Origin of the sequence: Pseudoxanthomonas sp. F37 (assembly GCF_022965755.1) — a bacterium.
Taxonomy (GTDB): domain Bacteria; phylum Pseudomonadota; class Gammaproteobacteria; order Xanthomonadales; family Xanthomonadaceae; genus Pseudoxanthomonas_A.
This window is the reverse complement of sequence record NZ_CP095187.1, coordinates 2116577-2134919: the sequence shown is the minus strand read 5'-3', so window position 1 is coordinate 2134919 and position 18343 is coordinate 2116577. Positions and strand designations below refer to the sequence as shown.

At 68.8% G+C, this 18343-nt stretch carries 16 protein-coding genes and 1 other RNA gene; 7 read left to right on the top strand and 10 right to left on the bottom strand.

The features are described from left to right. Positions 1-142 precede the first annotated feature (142 nt). Positions 143-2203, bottom strand: coding sequence for a hypothetical protein (locus MUU77_RS09875; RefSeq protein ID WP_245086084.1), 2061 nt, complete (start codon positions 2201-2203; stop codon positions 143-145). A 148-nt stretch (positions 2204-2351) separates the two neighbouring features. Between MUU77_RS09875 and MUU77_RS09870 the strand changes: the two genes are divergently transcribed. Next, a complete protein-coding gene (locus tag MUU77_RS09870) occupies positions 2352-3626 on the top strand; it encodes a DUF1343 domain-containing protein (protein ID WP_245086081.1) in 1275 nt (424 codons plus the stop codon). A gap of 333 nt (positions 3627-3959) precedes the next feature. Here the strand turns inward: MUU77_RS09870 and MUU77_RS09865 are convergent, their stop codons facing one another. From MUU77_RS09865 to smpB, 7 genes are all read right to left on the bottom strand, one after another. Then, a complete protein-coding gene (locus MUU77_RS09865) occupies positions 3960-4583 on the bottom strand; it encodes a DUF2894 domain-containing protein (protein WP_245086078.1) in 624 nt (207 codons plus the stop codon). Continuing rightward, positions 4573-5220 carry an OmpA family protein gene (locus MUU77_RS09860; RefSeq protein ID WP_245086075.1) on the bottom strand — a complete coding sequence of 216 codons (648 nt, stop codon included), beginning with the start codon at positions 5218-5220 and terminating at the stop codon, positions 4573-4575. The genes MUU77_RS09865 and MUU77_RS09860 overlap by 11 nt, the downstream gene beginning before the upstream one ends. Continuing rightward, a complete protein-coding gene (locus MUU77_RS09855; protein ID WP_245086073.1) occupies positions 5217-7292 on the bottom strand; it encodes a DUF802 domain-containing protein in 2076 nt (691 codons plus the stop codon). The genes MUU77_RS09860 and MUU77_RS09855 overlap by 4 nt, the downstream gene beginning before the upstream one ends. A gap of 16 nt (positions 7293-7308) precedes the next feature. Beyond that, positions 7309-7959, bottom strand: a complete 651-nt coding sequence (locus MUU77_RS09850) for a DUF3348 family protein (protein ID WP_245086070.1) — start codon at positions 7957-7959, stop codon at positions 7309-7311. A 486-nt stretch (positions 7960-8445) separates the two neighbouring features. Next, a complete protein-coding gene (locus MUU77_RS09845) occupies positions 8446-9243 on the bottom strand; it encodes a hypothetical protein (protein ID WP_245086067.1) in 798 nt (265 codons plus the stop codon). 815 nt (positions 9244-10058) lie between these two features. Beyond that, positions 10059-10412, bottom strand: a transfer-messenger RNA (tmRNA) gene (gene ssrA / locus MUU77_RS09840). A gap of 232 nt (positions 10413-10644) precedes the next feature. Further along, on the bottom strand, positions 10645-11133 hold the full coding sequence (gene smpB / locus MUU77_RS09835; RefSeq protein ID WP_245086064.1) for an SsrA-binding protein SmpB: 489 nt from the start codon (positions 11131-11133) through the stop codon (positions 10645-10647). A 41-nt stretch (positions 11134-11174) separates the two neighbouring features. On the opposite strand from smpB, the gene MUU77_RS09830 reads away from it, so the two are divergent. Both MUU77_RS09830 and MUU77_RS09825 read left to right on the top strand, forming a co-directional pair. Continuing rightward, positions 11175-11603 carry a type II toxin-antitoxin system RatA family toxin gene (locus MUU77_RS09830; protein ID WP_245086061.1) on the top strand — a complete coding sequence of 143 codons (429 nt, stop codon included), beginning with the start codon at positions 11175-11177 and terminating at the stop codon, positions 11601-11603. Position 11604: 1 nt separating this feature from the next. Then, the gene (locus MUU77_RS09825) at positions 11605-11853 is read left to right on the top strand and encodes an RnfH family protein (protein WP_245086058.1); all 249 of its coding nucleotides are present in this window, start codon (positions 11605-11607) and stop codon (positions 11851-11853) included. 12 nt (positions 11854-11865) lie between these two features. On the opposite strand, the gene bamE is transcribed toward MUU77_RS09825, so the two are convergent. After that, the gene (bamE, locus tag MUU77_RS09820; protein WP_245086055.1) at positions 11866-12258 is read right to left on the bottom strand and encodes an outer membrane protein assembly factor BamE; all 393 of its coding nucleotides are present in this window, start codon (positions 12256-12258) and stop codon (positions 11866-11868) included. Between the two features lie 102 nt (positions 12259-12360). Between bamE and fur the strand changes: the two genes are divergently transcribed. Further along, entirely contained in the window at positions 12361-12765 is a 405-nt protein-coding gene (gene fur / locus MUU77_RS09815) for a ferric iron uptake transcriptional regulator (protein ID WP_245086052.1), read from the top strand. A 101-nt stretch (positions 12766-12866) separates the two neighbouring features. Here the strand turns inward: fur and recN are convergent, their stop codons facing one another. Beyond that, entirely contained in the window at positions 12867-14534 is a 1668-nt protein-coding gene (gene recN / locus MUU77_RS09810; RefSeq protein ID WP_245086048.1) for a DNA repair protein RecN, read from the bottom strand. An 88-nt stretch (positions 14535-14622) separates the two neighbouring features. On the opposite strand from recN, the gene hrcA reads away from it, so the two are divergent. The 3 genes from hrcA to dnaK all read left to right on the top strand — a co-directional run bounded on the left by hrcA (position 14623) and on the right by dnaK (position 18268). Continuing rightward, a complete protein-coding gene (hrcA, locus tag MUU77_RS09805) occupies positions 14623-15672 on the top strand; it encodes a heat-inducible transcriptional repressor HrcA (RefSeq protein WP_245086045.1) in 1050 nt (349 codons plus the stop codon). A gap of 41 nt (positions 15673-15713) precedes the next feature. Further along, positions 15714-16235, top strand: a complete 522-nt coding sequence (gene grpE / locus MUU77_RS09800; RefSeq protein ID WP_245086042.1) for a nucleotide exchange factor GrpE — start codon at positions 15714-15716, stop codon at positions 16233-16235. Between the two features lie 110 nt (positions 16236-16345). Further along, positions 16346-18268, top strand: coding sequence for a molecular chaperone DnaK (dnaK, locus tag MUU77_RS09795; RefSeq protein ID WP_245086039.1), 1923 nt, complete (start codon positions 16346-16348; stop codon positions 18266-18268). Positions 18269-18343: the final 75 nt, after the last annotated feature.

The window sequence follows — 18343 nt, the reverse complement described above, 5'->3', positions numbered from 1 at the left end:
GGCGCCGCGCTCAAGGAAACACGTAGGCGCAACGTGCGTCGCGATCGCACGGGAAGAGTAGCGCTGACGCGCTGCTTCGGGAACGCCCGCCCTCGGCAGGGCGTTCGCGGCTTGAGCCGCTCTCCCTCAGGGGCGCAGGCGATCAGCGGCTGGGAGCTGCAGTCGCCGTCGCGTAGGGCGCCAGGTAGCGGCCCAGACCGCCGGCGCGCAACTGCGTGGCGGCGGCATTCCAGTCGATGGGCCTGTCCGCCTTGAGCGCATCCAGCACCGCCACCACGGACAGCTCCACTTCCGGCAGGCCGCCCGCGCCCGGCGTGGTGCGGCGCTGCTCGATGGCCTCGAACAGCACCGCATTGGCCTCGGCGTAGGTCAGGGGCGGGGTGCTGCCGCGCGCCGTGCGCCACGCCGGCGTCTCCAGCACGGCGTTGACGTGGGAGAGGATCAGCCACGTCGCGCGGCCGATCAGTTTCAGGTTGCCCGGCTGCACGCTGGTCATCGTGTTGCCGACCACGCGCCCGCGCTTGGCCATCACCCCGGTGGAATGCGCGTTGATCAGCATCTTCAGGGCGATGGTCTGGTTGAGTTCGAACGCATCGCGCTGCGGCACCGTCACCGCGATCACCGGCACCGGCCGCGGCAGGGCGGCCACGTCGGCCAGCACCTCGCTGGCGACGGGACGCGAGGAGACGGACACCAGTACCGGGTCCGCACCGGCGGCGGCGAAGGCCTGCAGCCACCGGCGGTTGGCATCGGCGTGCGCTTCGTCGCCCAGCAGGATCAGCGCACCGGTGTCGCCGGCCTGCGGGCCGCTGCGCTGCATGTTCGCGTCGGAGAACGACAGGTCGTACAGCGCCTGCTGTTCGTCGCCGGCGTTGGACAGGCCGCGCAGCGCCGCTTCGCGCAGGTAGGGGTCGTCGATCCCGTCCTGGAAGGGCGGCAGGTACAGCGCCTTGTCCAGGCCATGGAACGGCCGGTGCAGCAACGCCTGCCAGGCCTGCGCGCCATCGGCGGCCGGCGTCCATACCTGGATCCACGAGCGGCGCTCGGCCGCGTCCACCGGGTCCAGCGGCCCTAGGCGGAAGGTCGGCGCGCGCTCGGTCACGTCGACGAACACCGGCATCAGCGCCCGCGTGGCCAGATAGGTGGCATGGCGGCCGGCGGCATAGCTGGCGGCCTCGCGGTCGGTCCACGCGGCCAGTCTCCCGGCGGCCCCGGCGGTGGTGCGCTGGATATCGGCGAAGCCGCGCAGGCGCTCGGCGATGCCGGCGTCGTTGAAGCCCAGCGCGGCCAGTTCGTCGGCGGTCAGCACCTCGCGCAGCAGGGCGCGGGTGGCGTCCTCCAGCACCACGCCCAGCACGTACAGGCTGGTGGTGGTGGCCTGCATGCGGGTGGAACCGGTGATCGCCTGCGGCCCGGTCGGCAGCGGGATCTTGGTGATGCGCGCATCGTCCAGCACGCGCCGGCTGCGCTCGAACGGGCGCAGCACCTGGTCGGGGTTGTTGTAGACGAACCACGTGCGGCGCACGTCCGCGCCGGCCTGGTCGGCCGCCGCCAGCGCGGTGCCGATCACCGCGGACGTCTCGCCGCCCTCGGTGACGGCGAACACCAGGTCCTGCGGCCGGATGCCGTTGTCCTGCAACTGCAGTCGGCCGATCTCGGGAATGTCCTCGAAGCCCTCCAGCGAGGCGATCAGCGCACGGTCGCCGCCGGTGATCTCGCCGCGCACGCGTTCGCCCAGGCCGGGGAAGCGCGCCTCGATCCTGGCCATCGCGGGCGAGGTCGCGGTGCGCTGCCAGAACGGGCGCCACAGCCCGCTTTCGATGGTCTCGGCCAGGCGCCCGGTGGAGCCGGTGCCGTAGAAGTACAGGCGGTGCCCGTCGCGCAGGGCGCGGGTGATGTCGCGGCTGGCGGCTTCCAGCGCCGCCAGGCGCGCGGGATCGTCCGCCACGCCCTGCAATGCCACCGAGATGTCCTCGTCCACCGCCAGCAGCGCGGCCAGCCCGTCGGCGGTATCGGCGGCGATGCGGGTGCTCAGGTCGAAGCTGCGCGGATGGCGCTGCTCGGTCAGCAGGCTGTGCAACTGGAACTGCTGCTTGTTCGCCACGAAATCGCGGGACTGCGCCGACGGCGTGACGCCCAGGCGGTTGGGCATGGGCTGCGCGCCCAAGGGCACTGCGGCACCGGCCATGACAAGGAAGGACATGCTGCGCATGATGCGTTTCGCCATACGGGACATCGGGTTCCCCACCAGACAACGGAAGAATGCGGCGCGTCCGGCAGTGCTGTCGCTTGCCCGACGCCGCGCACAGGCTGCTATCGTCATGACAACGATAGCAAACGGTCATGACACTATGCCCCGGTTTCCTGGTCCGCTGCATGCTGCACTGCGCCCGCTGGGCCTGGGGCTGCTGCTGTTGCTGGGTCTTGGCCTTGCGCAATCCGGCGCGGCCGCACCGGGCTGCGACTGCGCGGGCGTGGCGCCGAAGCTGGGCATCGAGGTGCTGCTGGAGCAGCGCCTGGACCTGCTGCGGGGCAGACGGGTGGGACTGGTGACCAATGCCACCGGCCTGGACAGCCAGCTGCGCAGCAATGTCGACCGCTTCGCCGGGCATCCGGGTTTCGCACTGGTCGCGCTGTTCGGGCCCGAACACGGCGTGCGCGGCGACGTGCAGGCCGGCGATCACGTCGCGTCCGCCCGCGATGCGGCCACCGGCCTGCCCGTGCACAGTCTCTACGGCGAGCACCGCGAACCGACACCGGCGATGCTCGAGGGCATCGACGTGCTGGTGTTCGACATTCAGGACGTGGGCACGCGCTTCTACACCTATCCGTACACGCTGGCCGGGGTGATGCGCGCGGCCAAGCGCGCCGGCATTCCCGTGGTGGTGGCCGACCGTCCCGATCCGCTGGGTGGCGTGCGGGTGGAAGGGCCGGTGCTGGACCCGGCGCTGGCCTCGTTCGTCGGCCAGTTCCCCATTCCCCTGCGCCACGGCATGACGCTGGGCGAGCTGGCCACGCTGTTCAACACCGCCTTCGGCATCGGCGCCGACCTGCACGTGGTGGCGATGCAGGGCTGGCGGCGGGGTGAGGAACCGCTGCGCGGCGCGCTGCCGTGGGTGCCGCCGTCGCCGAACATGCCCACGCCGGACACCGCCCTGGTCTATCCGGGCATGGGGCTGCTGGAAGGCACCAACGTCTCCGAGGGCCGCGGCACCACGCGCCCGTTCGAGACCCTGGGCGCACCCTGGGTGGATGCGCCGGCCCTGGCTGCGCGGCTCAATGCCATGCGCCTGCCGGGCGTACGCTTCCGGCCCACCTGGTTCACGCCGACGTTCTCCAAGCATGCGGGCAAGGCCTGCGCAGGCGTGCAGCTGCACGTGACCGACCGCCACGCCTTCCGCCCGGTGCGGACCGGCCTGGCCGTGCTGAAGGCCCTGCACGACCAGCACCCGCAGCACTTCGCCTTCCTGCCGGGCCAGCCGCCGTTCTTCGACCGGCTGGCCGGCGTGGACGATCTGCGCGCGGCGATCCAGCGCGGCGACAGCGTGGAGGCCATGGAAGCGCGTTGGCAGCCGGGGCTGTCGGCGTTCGAGGCGCTACGCAGGCAGCATCTGCTGTATCCCTGAGCTGGACCGGCAAAGGCGTGCGGCCGACGTCTATCGCGAGGTGCGTTACCGCCGGCGCGCGGCGCATCTGTAGGAGCGGGCCATGCCCGCGATGCTCTTCGGCGCCGGAACGGAGAGCATCGCGCCCATGGGGCGCTCCTACAGCGACCCGTGGGTTGTAGGAGCGCGCCGTGCCCGCGATGCTCTTCGGAGCCCGAACGGAAAGCATCGCGCCCATGGGGCGCTCCTACAGAAGCCCAGGGGTTGTAGGAGCGGGGACGCTTTGACGATAGTCCCTCGCGACTGAGGTCGCGCCCACGGCTTCATCAGGAGACCCGGGCGGGAACGGCGGGGTTACGTCGCGGCCGGTTTCCGTTTGCGCGATGCGCGCTTGGCGCGGGGCGGGGTGTCGGTGGCCGTGATCAGCGGCGCCGCGGCCTGCTGGAACTGCTCCAGCGACGACAGCGTGTCGGCGTAGGCGATGAAGTGCTGCAGGTAGCTTGGCGACACCGCGCGCATCAGGTGCAGGGCGCGGTGGACCAGCATGCCGGAGTTCAACGGGCCGGCGTCTTCGGGCACGTCGTGCAGGGAGGCACGCAGCTGGCTGTCGATGCGGACCCGGGACCAGGTGTCGCGTGCTTCGGTCAGCTGCGTAGGCGTGGCGGGCGGTGCATCAGGGCCTGGAACGTGGTCCGCGCGTGTCTGCAGCGCGGCGACCAGTTCGCGCAGGCCGGAGGTCGGCACGGTCGTGTGCCCGGATGCGGGTGCGGCGGACGGTCGTTGCGCCAGGGCCTTTGCGTACGCCCGCATCAACCCGGCCAGTCGCGCTTCCAGCAGGCGACGGGCTTCGCCCTCGTGCGCGCCCACCCGTGCGGCCAGCGCCTGCAGGATGTCGAAGCGCGCCGGGTCCGCACGGTCCGCGCCCTGCGCGCGCCAGGCCTGCAGCTGCGCCAGCGGCGGCAGGGCGTCACCGTCCATCGTCACCGCCGCGCTTGGCGGGGCGGGCAATGGGCGCGATCTCCACGCGGCGGTTGCGCGCGCGGCCGTCCTCGGTGGCGTTGGGACTGACCGGCTGCTCGGCGCCGAACGCGGCCGCGAACACCGACGAGGACGGCACGCCCTCGGCGATCAGGGTGCGGGTGACGGTGAGGGCGCGCTGCGCGGACAGGTCCCAGTTGTCGTCGAACTGGCGATTGCTGCCGCTGACCTGGCGGTCGTCGGTGAAGCCGCTGACCATCAGGATTTCCTCGCGCGTGCGCAGGTAGCCCGCCAGCGGCGCGGCCAGGCTTTTCAGCAGGTCGCGGCCCTCCGGCTGCAACTGATCGGAGTTCAGCGCGAACAGCACGTTGCCGCGGATGCCGATGCGGCCGTCCACCAGCGTCACCCGGCCCTCGGCCAGCGGCGCGGCCAGCGCGTCTTCCAGCGCCTTGCGCTGCCGGGCTTCGTGCTCGCGGCGGCGGGTTTCCTCGTCCAGGCGCTGGGCCAGCTGCGCCTGCACGGCAATCACGCCCACCAGCACCAGCACGAACGCGCCCAGCAGCACCGACATCAGGTCGCCGAAGCTGGCCCAGACGGGCGCGCCCAGATCGGCGTCGTCTCCGGTTTCCACGCTCATGCGGCGTCGGCCCCGGCCAGGCGCTGCAGGTCCACGGTGATCTGGCGCTGCGCGGACAGGCTGAGGTCGACCACTTCGCGCGCCTGCGCCACGTAGTAGGCCAGTTGCTCGTCGCTGCGCACCAGCGAGCGCTCCAGCGCACCCTCGATGGCCTGCAGGCGTTCGAGCAGCGCATCGTTGGTCTGGCCGAAGCGCGCCACCACGCTTTCCAGCGCATCGCCCAGGCCGGCGACTTCGGTGGCGCCGGCGGTGACCTGCGCGGCGACGTGTTCCAGCTTGCCGGTCTGGGCCTGCACGTGGTCGGTGAAGCGGGTGCCCACGCGCTCCAGCAGGTCGGCGGACGTCGCCACCAGCGCATCGATGGCGGTGCGCTGCTCGGTGGAGGCGTGGTTCACCGCATCGAGCAGGGTCTGCAGCGTGCCCATCATCTGGGTGCGTTCTTCCAGCAGCGCGGTGTCGCGCACCATGCTGTCGGACAGCTTCTGGCGCAGTTCGGCCACCACGTCGGCGGCGGCACGCGGGGCTTCCGAGGCGACCTGCACCAGCTGCGAAATCTCGGCGATGGTCTGCTGTGCGTGCGTCTGCGCCTGTGCGGTGATGTCGTTCGCGCTGCGGGCCAGGGCGTCGCAGATGTCCTGCTGCAGGCGCGCGGCTTCGGCGGCGGTGCGCTCCCAGTCGCCGCGCAGGGCGGTGCCCATGGCGGTCAGCTGTGCGGCCCAGGCGGCCAGGCGGGCTTCGTCCTGTTCGGCCAGCGTGCGCTGCAGTGACGCGTGCGAAGCGTCGACCGCTTCGACCAGCGCGGCGGCCTGCGCGCGGAGTTCGGCGCCGGCCGCCGCCAGGGCGTCGGCGTTGCGCGTGGCGATGCCGTCGGCGGAACTGGCCTGCTGGCTGAGCGCCTGCGTCCAGCCCTCCGCCAGCGTGGTCGCGGTGCGCTCGAGCTGGCCGGCGGCGGCGTCGAGCCAGGCCTGCGAGCGCTGGTCGAACCGGGCGGCCTGCTGATGGGTGTGTTCTTCCAGTCGTGCGACCAGTGCGTCGTGGGCGTCCTGCTGGCGGGCGAGGGCGCCCTCCCATGCGGCCGCCGCGGCCGTGGTCGCGGTGCCGAACCCGGCCGTCAACGCCTCCAACTGCTGCTGCACGGCGGTGGCGACGGACTGCTGCAGGGCGGCGGTTTCGCCCGCCAGTCCCGTCAGCGTGCGCTCCACCGCGGGTTGCAGGGCGGTGCCGACCGCCTGCGCGCTGGCTTCTACGCCCGCCTGCATGGCAGCGACCAGCGTGCTCGACAGCTGCGCCTGCGCCGCTTCGGTGCGGGCATGGAACGCCTCCTGGCGCGCGGCCTGCTGCGCGGCGGCGTCGGAGGTCTGCCGTTCGATGCCCGCCACCATGGCCTGCAGGCGTTCCACCAGGTCCGGCATCAGCGCGGCCTGCTGCTGCAGCAGGCGGAAGGATTCCTCCCGCTGGAACGCCTGCGAATGCACGTGCAGCGAGGTGGCGATAGCGTCGTCCAGCCCTTGCGCGACCAGCACGCGCTCGCGCCGCCTGAGTGCGGACAGCAGGCCGAGGATGGCCGAGGCGGCCACGCCCGCGATCGAGGTGCCGAAGGCGAAGCCCAGCCCCTTGACCGGCGCGGCCAGCGAGCCGCGGATCGCGTCGATGTCGGTGGCGCCTTCCAGCGCCAGGCCGGTGCCGCGCAGGGTCACCATCATGCCCAGCAGCGTGCCCAGCATGCCCAGCAGCACCAGCAGCCCGACCAGGTACGGGGTCAGCGCGGGCGCGGGCAGGGCGACGCGCTCGCCTTCCACGCGCAGGCGCACGGCCTGGCGCAGGCTGGGATGCAGCGGCGCCAGCCAGGCTTGCAGGCCGTTGCCCGCGGGCGAAGCGTCGCCCAGCGCCTGCGCGAGCGATGCGGTGGCCTGGCGGTAGCGATGCAGTTCCACCGCACCGGCCACGTAGCACGCGCCGATCACCAGGGTGACCACCACGCCCAGTGCGTGCGTGCCGACGTAGCCGGCGCCGATCCAGCCGACGATGGCCAGGCCGGCAAGGAAGAGGGCGGTGGAGAAGGGCTGTTTCATCAAGGGCATCCAGGCATTACGGGCTACGAAGCGCGGCGAGCAGCGCGTCGATGGGGTGGAAACGCAGGTCGAGTTCGGCCAGCAGGGCGTCCTGCAGGTCGCGGCGGAACAGCGCCCGCCAGGCGCTGCCGGGGGTGGTATCCGCGGCGGCGCGCAGGCGTTCGAAGTGCAGGCCGAGCAGGGTGGGGGTGTGGGCCAGCAGGGTCTGTTCGCGCGGGCTGAGGGTCATTTCCATCACGGCGTCGACCTCGGCCAGGCGAGCCAGGTCGCCGCCGCGCTGGGCCAGGGCATCGCGCAGGCGTCCGCGCAGGGGGCCGGTGGCGGTCAGCGTGGCGCGCTGGCGGTCCAGGCAGTGGCGGCGGTAGGGCGCGAAGTCGTCGCCGTCCGCGTCGGTGGGCGCGCCACGCAGGATGGCGTCCGTCAGCGAGGTGCGGGCCCGGGCGACGGCCTGGGCGTGCGCATCGGCGCCCGTCGCGGCGCCGGCATCGGGCGCAACGGCGCCATCGAGCGCCCGCGACAGCGAGACGGCACGGTTCCAGTCGATCCATTGGCCCAGCCGCTCGGACAGCACCGGGCCGGCATCGGGCAGGTCGGCCCCGCCCAGGCGGGCGAGGAGACGGACGAAGGCGGGGGCCGCCGTGGGCGTCCGGTACTGCACAGTGGTCACACAGAGGCTCAAAAGAGCGGGGATTTTACAGGAAGGGGGTGGGTGATGACCCCTAGCCGGGCGGTGGAGACGCAAAGGCCGGCCTCTGGAGGATCCGGCCTATGGGCTGAATGGGGGCGGCACTTTGAATCTGGGCCCAGATCTGAGGCTCGCACCTACGCCAGTGGGCACTATTGCGGCGGCGTCCCTGGCCGCAGATGGGCCGCTGGCCGCAAGCGCGGCGGGGTAGGCGTGGCAGTACGTATGAACAGTAGGTCGCCCCGCACGGTGCTAGCCATCGAGCAATGGCAAGTGTTTCAGGCCGAATATGAGCGACCCAGGGACACCGAGGGTGAGTCCTAATCGTGTTCGGGTCCCACCTCCGGCAGCCTAGGTGCGCCTCAGCACTCCTCCAGGCCACCCCGTTGCGAGGGCGGGGGCAGGTGTTGGGAAAGTGGGGCCGCCGGTGGTCTGCGGGCCCCCTCGGATTTTTTCTGGGTGAGAGGGTCACGCGCTTCGACCCTGTCGGCTCCTAAATTCCTGCATCCGCTTCTGTTTCTCTTGTTCCCACGAGATCGGCTCTTCGCGTGGTGGAATGAGTTGATGGAAGCCTGCGACAAAGTTCCGCACCATCCGCGCGACCAGTTCAGTCAATCGCTGTGCGCTTTCCACGTCCTCCGACAAGGCCTGCCCCAAGCGAACATTGTCGCCTGTATCTGCCAAGTATTTCTCGTCCACAATGCCGCCGTTGTGTTCGTACACGTGGCGCCTATGAAACATACGGACCACAAACTGTTGGTCGGACCCGGAAAGGCCCTCTAACAAATCGATACCAAATGCAGATGTGATAGCGACAGCAACTTTATCGAGCGAGTGATACGAAACCTCTAACGCAGAACGTCGTGCCGGAATAAGCGGTACGTGGCGAATCAATTGCTGGACGATCTGGCGAACAGTGCTGTCGAATGCGGAGACGGTGTCTCGGACACAATCAGAGGGCGCCGTCTGCCCGGAGTGAAGACGCTGCCTGATATCAGCAAGGCGCGTCCGTTCGAGCCACTCAACGTCATTGCGTGTTCCGCAACGTGCGCAATAACCCGTCGTGCCCAGGATATCGTTGGTGCCCCCGCACTCCTTGCATCGAAACTTGTTCTGCTGGGCCTCTTCCGCGAAAAAGTACGAAGGACGCTGATTGGGCCGAGAAACAGTCTCAGCCACTTCATCCATGTTGAGGGTATAAGTTCCCTCAACCTCCGAATCAATGGCTTCGGCGAAAAGGGCTACGTAAGCTTGGATGTATCTCATCTGGCCTTCGGTTATGCAAAAGTGCGAACCGAAGCGGTCGCCACAGTACGGGCATACGGCTACAACTCCTACGCCTCCATCTCTCCAGTAACGGCGGCACGTGGGGCATTGCCTACCGAACAAGCCCTCGCTATCGGATGGCATATACACTGGAAACGCATATGGATGCGGACGAGGCGGCATTGCGTCGCCGATGCCGCCGAAGGGCAGAAAGGCTATCGGATTGCCAGGAGGAATAGCCCAGACACCCCATAGCGCCGAAGGGACGGGCCTAGTCATGGAGAAGCCCAAGCTTTGGCGCATGCCTTGCTCGGTCCGTATTGTCTCAATGGTGACTACACCACCGGAGAGTCCAATTTCTCGGAATTCGTGGCCCGTCACGGTTCCTCCCATGCACCCTTGGTTGCCTTCGGTGTACTGGAGGCTCGCCTCATGAGTACCTAGCGGTACTACTTGATCTACACCTTCAGCAAGGATCTTAGAAAACACCCTAGGTATCTCCAAGATATCTAAGGTAGCAGGGGAGTCATGTCCTGTAAGGGGGGCACTGCTCTTTGGTCAGCGCCGCCGCCGAGCCTTTGTTCCGGAATGCGAGGTGTGCACTGGAGGTGTTCCGGGAGTGACTGCGAGATGGCTGAAGGGGGAAGCCCTGTTGGTCATGCGAGAACGGATCTCCGCCTCCCACCGCTGCCGACGTCCCCGCTTTCAGTAGCGGTCTGATCTGGAGTCCAGGTTCGCTTGACCCAACAACACGCAGGAACCGACGCGATCGGGCAAGAAAAAACCCCAACCGAGAACGGTTGGGGTTTCATTATTGGTGGAGGTGGGCGGAATTGAACCGCCGTCCGAAGGCACTCCATCCCCGGTACTACATGCTTATCCCGCCGTTAGGTCTCGTCCTGCAGCAGCACGGTGGGCCAAGCGCACCGCAGAACCAGCCTGTTTTGGGTTAACCGGGTGCTGACAGGCAACCACTCCCGGCGATTCCGTGATGATGACCTTACGCTGCGAGCACGGACACAAGCAGTTTCAGGGCTTAGGCCTTAAGCGGCCAGAGCGTAGTTGTCGTCGTTGGCAACTAGAGTTTTGCCGCTGGATTTACGAGGAAAGCTGCCCCCTCGGCATGCACCAGGAAACTTTGCAACCCCCGTCGAAGCCAGTGCACCCCCGGGAGTCAGAAACTTCCTGACAAGGAGCAGTGTAGGGGCGGGCACCCCGCTTCACAAGGCGCGGCGGAGCCGACGTTCAGCATCAGGGTTCAAGCCATCGTGGTTTCGAGCCAAGCCCCCTTGGCAAGGGGGCGAATTCGCGCGTCAGCGCGAATGGGGGATCGGCAGCGTGCGTCGGGGCCCAGGATTCGCAAGGCGAATCCTGGGGATTCCATCGCGTCGCGCGATGGAATCACGCATCCTTGTTGTGCTGGCGCATCACCCGCGACTTCTCGCGGGCCCAGTCGCGGTCCTTCTCGCTGGCGCGTTTGTCGTGGGTCTGCTTGCCCTTGGCCAGCGCCAGCTCGGCCTTCACCTTGTTGCCCTTCCAGTACAGCGACGTGGGCACCAGCGTGTAGCCATCGCGCTCGACCTTGCCGATCAGGCTGTCGATCTCGTTCCGGTGCAGCAGCAGCTTGCGCGTGCGGCGGTCGTCGGCCACCACGTGGGTGGAGGCCTGGATCAGCGGCGTGATCTGCGCGCCGAACAGGAACAGCTCGCCATGCCGGATCACCGCGTAGGCCTCGGTGATGTTGGCGCGGCCGGCGCGGATGGCCTTCAACTCCCAGCCCTGCAGGGCGATGCCGGCTTCGTATCGCTGCTCCAGGTGGTACTCGTGCCGGGCGCGCTTGTTCAGCGCGATCGTGCCCATTGCTTTATTCTTGTCGGGTTTCTTTGCCATCCGTCCTATTGTCGCCGAAGGCGGAACCCCACGCGAGCCACATGCATACGATCCGCCGCAGCGCCCTGGTCGAACACTCGGCCACCCGGATGTTCGACCTGGTCAACGACGTGGCGGCCTACCCGCGCCGCTTCGACTGGTGCAGCGCCGCCGAGCTGATCGAGCAGGCGGAGGCCAGGCTGGTGGCGCGCCTGGACCTGGGTCTGGGCTCGCTGCGCACCTGGTTCACCACCGAGAATGCGCTGGACCGGCCCCACCGGATCGACATGAACCTGGTCGACGGCCCGTTCCGCAAGCTGCACGGGCGCTGGGATTTCCATGCGCTGGACGAGTCGGCCTGCAAGGTGACCCTGACCCTGGAGTTCGAGCCTTCCAGCCGCCTGCTGGGCCCGGCGATGGCCCTGGGCTTCCAGGGATTGGCCGACCGGATGGTGGACGACTTCGTGCGCGCCGCCGACCGCGGGCAATGACGTGCGGGTGGAGGTGATCCGCGCCTGGCCCCACCGGTTCGAATCGGTGGTGCTGGACCTGCCCGAGGGCGCCACCGTCAGGGAGGCGCTGGCGGCAAGCGGTTTCGCCGATGCCGCACACCCGGCGGCGGCGATCCATGGCGTCATGGCCACGCCGGACACGGTATTGAACGAAAACGACCGCGTGGAAGTGCTGCGGCCGTTGCTGATCGATCCGAAGGAGGCGCGCCGACGGCGCGCGCTCAAGTAGGAGGGCCGCGCCTCAGCGGCGGCCGCCCTTCTTCTTTTCCTTGGCCAGGTTGGGGCCGAACTTGCGCACGTCGCGCGACAGCTGCAGGTCGGCCTCGGGGAAGTACTCGCCTTCCCAGCTGGCCAGCGTGTCGCCGTTGAACAGCAGGGTGAGGTTCTTGATCTCGGTGGTGCCGCGGCGATTGGTGCGGTTGCTGGCGGTGTAGTCCCAGCGGTCCGCATGGAACGGATCGGCGATGGACGGGCTGCCCAGCAACGACTGCACCTGCTGCTTGCTCTGGCCCACCTGCAGCTGGTCCACGGCCGTCTTCTCGATCAGGTTGCCCTGGTAGATCGGCTGCTTGTACAGGATGCCGCAGCCGGCGGTGGCGGAAGCGAGGACGGCAACCAGCAGGAATTTGCGCATTGGACAGGTACGGTGGGAAATCGGGCCGATGATACACTCCCCCGGACCGCCGCAACCGAGCTTCAGGCAGCTGGCGCTAAACCGAGAGTGAACGGAGACGCCATGGAATCGCAGGACCTTCGCAAAGTCGGCCTCAAGGTCACCCACCCCCGCATGCGCATCCTGGAGTTGCTGGAGCAGAAGAACTCCCAGCACCACCTGAGCGCGGAAGACATCTACCGGCAGCTGCTGGAGCACGGCGACGAGATCGGCTTGGCGACGGTCTATCGCGTGCTGACCCAGTTCGAGGCGGCCGGGCTGGTGCTCAAGCACAACTTCGAAGGCGGCCAGGCCGTCTACGAACTGGACCGCGGCGGCCACCACGACCACATGGTGGACGTGGACACCGGCAAGATCATCGAGTTCGAAAGCAGCGAGATCGAGAAGCTGCAGCGCGAGATCGCCGCCCGGCACGGCTACGAGCTGGAAGAACACTCGCTGGTGCTGTACGTGCGCAAGAAGCGCTGAAGCCAGGAAGCAGTAGGCAGGAACGAGAAGCGAGGAACGAGTGAAAGCGGGCGATGCCGCGCTTTCACTCGTTCCTCGTTCCTATTGACTCTTTCCTCGCCTCAACCCGCATTGGCCAGCAGCCGCTTCGCGGCGGCATGGGCTTCCTTGCTGACTTCCACGCCACCCAGCATGCGGGCCAGTTCCTCTTCCCGCTGCCTGGCGCCGAGTTTCTCGACCGCGCTCTGGGTTACCCCCTCCACCGGCGCCTTGCTGACGCGATAGTGCGCATGTCCCTGCGCCGCCACCTGGGGCAGGTGGGTGACGCACAGCACCTGGCGCTCGGCGCCCAGGGCGCGCAGTTTCTGGCCGACGATCTCGGCCACGGCGCCGCCGATGCCGGTATCCACCTCGTCGAACACCATGGTGGGCACCGCATCCAGCCCCAGCGCCGCCACTTCGATGGCCAGCGAGATGCGCGCCAACTCGCCGCCGGAGGCGACCTTGCGCAGCGCCCGTGGCGGCTGGCCGGCGTTGGCCGACACCAGGAACTCGACCCGTTCGGCCCCCGTGGGGTCGGGACGCTCGCCGTCCTGGGGCTCCAGCGCGATCTCGAAGCGTCCGCCGCCCATGCCCAGTTCGGCGATCAGGGCGGTGGTGGTATCGCCCAGGGCGCGGGCGGCCCGCTGGCGGGTGCGGCTGAGCGCGCCCGCCGCCTCGCGCCACTGCTGGCGGGCGGCGGCGATCTCGTCGCTGAGCTTCAGCAGGCGCTCGCCGGCGCCGCGCAGGCTGTCCAGTTCGGCGGCCAGCCGGTCGTGCTGCTCCTGCAGGCCCTCCAGCGGCACCCGGTGCTTGCGCGCCAAGTCGTGCACGCGGGCCAGCTTGCGCTCCAGGGCGTCGAACTGCAGGGGCTCGCCGTCCAGGTCGTCGCGCACCTGGCCCAGCAGGGAGAGGGCTTCCTCGATCTGGATGGCGGCGCCGTCGAGCAGGCCATCGACATCGCGCAGGCGCGGTTCGTGCTCGGCCTGGCGGGCGAGATCGGCCCGCACCTGCTGCAGTTGCCGGGTCAGCGACGGCGCATCGTCCCCGGCGAGCTGCCCCAGCGCGGCGTCGCAGGCCTGGATCAGGCCGGTGGCATGGGCCTGGCGGCGGTGGCTGGCGACCAGCTGTTCGAGCGCGGTGGGCGAAAGGTCTTCGCGCTGCAGCTCCGCCAGCTGGTGTTCCAGATAGTTGATGCGGTCGGAGACATCGCCCTGGCCCGACAGCTGCTCGCGCTCGTGCAGCAGGGCCGACCACGCGCGGGCCGCCTCGCGCACCCGGGCGCGCGAGGCGTCGTTGCGGGCGAACGCATCCAGCAGGTCGAGCTGGCTGTTGCGCGCCAGCAGGGACTGGTGCTCGTGCTGGCCATGGATTTCCACCAGCCGCCCGGCCAGGTCGGCCAGTTGCGACAGGGTGACGCTGCGCCCGTTGATCCAGGCGCGGGAGCCGCCGTCGGCACGGATCACGCGACGCAGCTGGCACTGGCCCTCGTCGTCCAGTTCGTTGTCCGCCAGCCAGGCCTGGGCGGGCGAGCCGGGGGGCGCGGCGAACTCGGCCGACAGTTCCGCGCGCTCGGCGCCATGCCGGACCACGCCGCTGTCGGCGCGCAGGCCCGACAGGAAACCCAGGGCATCGACGAGCAGCGACTTGCCGGCGCCGGTTTCACCCGAGATGACCGTCATGCCCTCGCCGAATTCCAGTTCGGCGGCGCGGACCACGGCGAAATCCTTGATGGCGAGATGTCTGAGCATGCGGCGGATTGTAAGCGGAGCAGGCGCAAGTTCTGAGACCGGACGGGCACGGCTTGCAAAGCCGCGGGCACGACGTTATCTAGCGGGCATGAACTCCCCGTCGCCCTCGCTGGACCCCCGTGCCCGCCAGTTGCTGCGCACGCTGATCTCGCGCTACATCCGCGACGGCGAACCGGTGGGGTCGCAGACCCTGGCCCGGCATGCCGGGCTGGAAGTCAGTCCGGCCACCATCCGCAACATCCTGGCGGAACTGGAGGAAGTGGGGCTGCTCAGTTCCCCGCACACCTCCGCCGGGCGCATTCCCACCGCCCAGGGTTACCGGGTGTTCGTCGACAGCCTGGTGCAGGTGAAGTCGCTGGGCGAAGGCGAGGTGGCGCGCCTGCGCGCCGAACTTCCCAGCGGCGCCGGAACGCAGGCCCTGCTGGGCAATGCGTCCGAGCTGCTGTCGGCCATGACCCATTTCGTGGGCGTGGTCAGCGTGCCGCGACGCGAGCAGTTCGCCTTCCGCTACATCGATTTCGTGCCGCTCGACGGACAACGGGTGATGGCCATCCTGGTGTTCGCCGACAACGACGTGCAGAACCGGGTCATCGAGACCCGCCGTCCGTACGAGCGCTCCGAACTGGAGCGCATCGCCAACTATCTCAACGCCCAGTTCGCCGGGCGCTCGCTGGCGGACATCCGCGCCAGCCTGCTGCGCGACCTGCGCCGGGCGCAGACCGAGATGGAGGGCCTGCTGGCCGAATCCATCGAACTGGCGGAGCAGGCGCTGACGCCGCCCAACGACGACGTGGTGCTGGCCGGGCAGACCCGGCTGATGGGCGTGCAGGAACTGGCCGACCTGGAGCGGTTGCGCGAGCTGTTCGAGGCCTTCGCGCGCAAGCGCGAGATCCTGCAGCTGCTGGAACGCACGATCCGCGCGCCGGGGGTGCGCATCTTCATCGGTGAGGACACCGGGCTGGCGCCGCACGACGGGGTGTCGGTGGTGACCGCGCCGTACATGGCGGCCGGGCAGGTGCTGGGCGTGCTGGGCGTCATCGGGCCCACGCGGATGGCGTACGACCGGGTCATCCCGGTGGTGCAGGCGGCCGCCGATGTGCTGGGCGCGGCCTTGAATCCCGACGCCCCGGCCCCATAGGTTCCCGGTTGGGCGGCAGGACCCGCCGCCAGGGAACCGAAATGAACGAACAGCACGAACACGATGCCACCCCGGGCCAGGCGCCCGAATCCCCCGACACCGACGCCGCCCTGCTGGCCGAGTTGGAAACCCTGCGCAACGAGCTGGACCAGCTGCGTGCGACGACCCTGCTGGAGCGCGCCGACCTGGAGAACCAGCGCAAGCGCGTGGCGCGCGACATCGAGCAGGCCCGCAAGTTCGCCAACGAGCGCCTGCTGGGCGACCTGCTGCCGGTGTTCGACAGCCTGGACGCCGGCCTGGCCGCCGCCGGCAGCGAGCCCAGTCCCCTGCGGGACGGGCTGGAGCTGACCTTCAAGCAACTGCTGAAGGTCGCCAGCGACAACGGCCTGAGCCTGCTCGATCCGGCCGGCGAGGCCTTCAACCCCGAGCATCACCAGGCCATCAGCCAGGCCGATGCGCCCGGTGCGGCACCGGGCAGCGTGGTGCAGGTGTTCCAGAAGGGCTACGTGCTCAACGGCCGCCTGCTGCGCCCGGCCCTGGTGGTGGTGGCCAAGCACGACTGAACGACAGGCCGGTGGCGCTTGAACGGCGTCATCGCACCCCTATATCGGGACCATCCACCCGGCCGATCGCCGGGTCCAACATCAGAATCTGCTAGGGAGCGAGATCCATCATGGGCAAGATCATCGGCATCGACCTGGGCACGACCAATTCGTGCGTGGCGATCATGGACGGCGGCAAGGCCCGCGTCATCGAGAACTCGGAAGGCGACCGCACCACGCCCTCCATCGTGGCCTACACGAAGGACGGTGAAGTGCTGGTCGGCGCCTCGGCCAAGCGCCAGGCCGTCACCAACCCCAAGAACACCTTCTATGCGGTGAAGCGCCTGATCGGCCGCAAGTTCACCGACGCCGAAGTGAAGAAGGACCTGGACCTGGTGCCCTACGGCATCATCGCGCACGACAATGGCGATGCCTGGGTGCAGACCAGCGACGGCAAGAAGATGGCACCGCAGGAAATCTCCGCGCGCGTGCTGGAAAAGATGAAGAAGACCGCCGAGGCCTTCCTGGGCGAGACGGTCACCGAGGCCGTCATCACCGTGCCGGCCTACTTCAACGACAGCCAGCGCCAGGCCACCAAGGACGCCGGCCGCATCGCCGGCCTGGACGTCAAGCGCATCATCAACGAACCGACCGCGGCCGCGCTGGCCTACGGCCTGGACAAGGGCGAGGGCAGCGCCGACCGCAAGATCGTCGTCTACGACCTGGGCGGCGGCACCTTCGACGTGTCGATCATCGAGATCGCCAACGTCGACGGCGAGAAGCAGTTCGAGGTGCTGGCGACCAACGGCGATACCTTCCTGGGCGGCGAGGACTTCGACAAGCGCGTCATCGACTACCTCGTCGAGGAGTTCCAGAAGGACCAGGGCATCGACCTGCGCAAGGACCCGCTGGCCCTGCAGCGCCTGAAGGACGCGGCCGAGCGCGCCAAGATCGAGCTGTCCAGCTCGCAGCAGACCGAAGTGAACCTGCCGTACGTCACCGCCGACGCCTCGGGCCCGAAGCACCTCAACATCAAGCTGACCCGCGCCAAGCTGGAAGCGCTGGTGGAAGACCTGGTGAAGAAGACCATCGAACCGTGCCGCATCGCGCTGAACGACGCCGGCCTGCGCGCCAGCGACATCGGCGAGGTGATCCTGGTCGGCGGCCAGACCCGCATGCCGAAGGTGCAGCAGGCGGTGGCCGAATTCTTCGGCAAGGAGCCGCGCAAGGACGTCAATCCCGACGAGGCCGTGGCGCTGGGCGCCGCCATCCAGGGCGGCGTGCTGGCCGGCGACGTCAAAGACGTGCTGCTGCTCGACGTGACCCCGCTGAGCCTGGGCATCGAGACCCTGGGTGGCGTGTTCACCAAGATCATCGAGAAGAACACCACCATCCCGACCAAGGCCTCGCAGACCTTCTCCACGGCCGAGGACAACCAGTCCGCGGTGACGGTGCACGTGCTGCAGGGCGAGCGCGAACAGGCCCGCTTCAACAAGTCGCTGGCCAAGTTCGACCTGGCGGGCATCGAGCCGGCGCCGCGCGGCATGCCGCAGGTGGAGGTGTCCTTCGACATCGACGCCAACGGCATCCTGCACGTGTCGGCCAAGGACAAGAAGACCAACAAGGAACAGAAGGTCGAGATCAAGGCCGGTTCGGGCCTGTCCGAAGACGAGATCAACCGGATGGTCGCCGATGCCGAGGCGCACCGCGAGGAAGACAAGAAGTTCCAGGAGCTGGTGCAGGCGCGCAACCACGCCGACGGCCTGATCCACGCCACCCGCAGCGCCATCACCGAGCACGGCAGCAAGGTGCCGGGCGACGTGATCGGCCGCGTCGAGTCGGCCATCGCGGATCTGGAAACCGCGATGAAGGGCGATGAGAAGGCGCAGATCGAAGCCAAGGCCAAGGCGCTGGAGGAAGCCGGACAGTCCCTGTATGCGGCGGCCGCGTCCAGCGAGCAGCCCGGCGCGGGCCCGGCGGGCGGTGGTTCGGCCCCGGCCGACGATGTCGTCGATGCCGAGTTCACCGAAGTCAAGGACGACAAGAAGCAGTGAATCGGGAATAGGGAGTAGGGAAGCGGGGGAGCGGATCTAGCCCGGCCCTCCTTTCCTGTTCCCCCTCCCGCTGCG

What these genes read in the sequence shown, in the direction of transcription:
- MUU77_RS09875 (WP_245086084.1), bottom strand. Translation starts at nt 2,203, where the DNA reads ATGTCCTTCCTTGTCATGGCCGGTGCCGCAGTGCCCTTGGGCGCGCAG.
- MUU77_RS09870 (WP_245086081.1), top strand. Translation starts at nt 2,352, where the DNA reads ATGCCCCGGTTTCCTGGTCCGCTGCATGCTGCACTGCGCCCGCTGGGC.
- MUU77_RS09865 (WP_245086078.1), bottom strand. Translation starts at nt 4,583, where the DNA reads ATGGACGGTGACGCCCTGCCGCCGCTGGCGCAGCTGCAGGCCTGGCGC.
- MUU77_RS09860 (WP_245086075.1), bottom strand. Translation starts at nt 5,220, where the DNA reads ATGAGCGTGGAAACCGGAGACGACGCCGATCTGGGCGCGCCCGTCTGG.
- MUU77_RS09855 (WP_245086073.1), bottom strand. Translation starts at nt 7,292, where the DNA reads ATGAAACAGCCCTTCTCCACCGCCCTCTTCCTTGCCGGCCTGGCCATC.
- MUU77_RS09845 (WP_245086067.1), bottom strand. Translation starts at nt 9,243, where the DNA reads ATGAGATACATCCAAGCTTACGTAGCCCTTTTCGCCGAAGCCATTGAT.
- smpB (WP_245086064.1), bottom strand. Translation starts at nt 11,133, where the DNA reads ATGGCAAAGAAACCCGACAAGAATAAAGCAATGGGCACGATCGCGCTG.
- MUU77_RS09830 (WP_245086061.1), top strand. Translation starts at nt 11,175, where the DNA reads ATGCATACGATCCGCCGCAGCGCCCTGGTCGAACACTCGGCCACCCGG.
- bamE (WP_245086055.1), bottom strand. Translation starts at nt 12,258, where the DNA reads ATGCGCAAATTCCTGCTGGTTGCCGTCCTCGCTTCCGCCACCGCCGGC.
- fur (WP_245086052.1), top strand. Translation starts at nt 12,361, where the DNA reads ATGGAATCGCAGGACCTTCGCAAAGTCGGCCTCAAGGTCACCCACCCC.
- recN (WP_245086048.1), bottom strand. Translation starts at nt 14,534, where the DNA reads ATGCTCAGACATCTCGCCATCAAGGATTTCGCCGTGGTCCGCGCCGCC.
- hrcA (WP_245086045.1), top strand. Translation starts at nt 14,623, where the DNA reads ATGAACTCCCCGTCGCCCTCGCTGGACCCCCGTGCCCGCCAGTTGCTG.
- grpE (WP_245086042.1), top strand. Translation starts at nt 15,714, where the DNA reads ATGAACGAACAGCACGAACACGATGCCACCCCGGGCCAGGCGCCCGAA.
- dnaK (WP_245086039.1), top strand. Translation starts at nt 16,346, where the DNA reads ATGGGCAAGATCATCGGCATCGACCTGGGCACGACCAATTCGTGCGTG.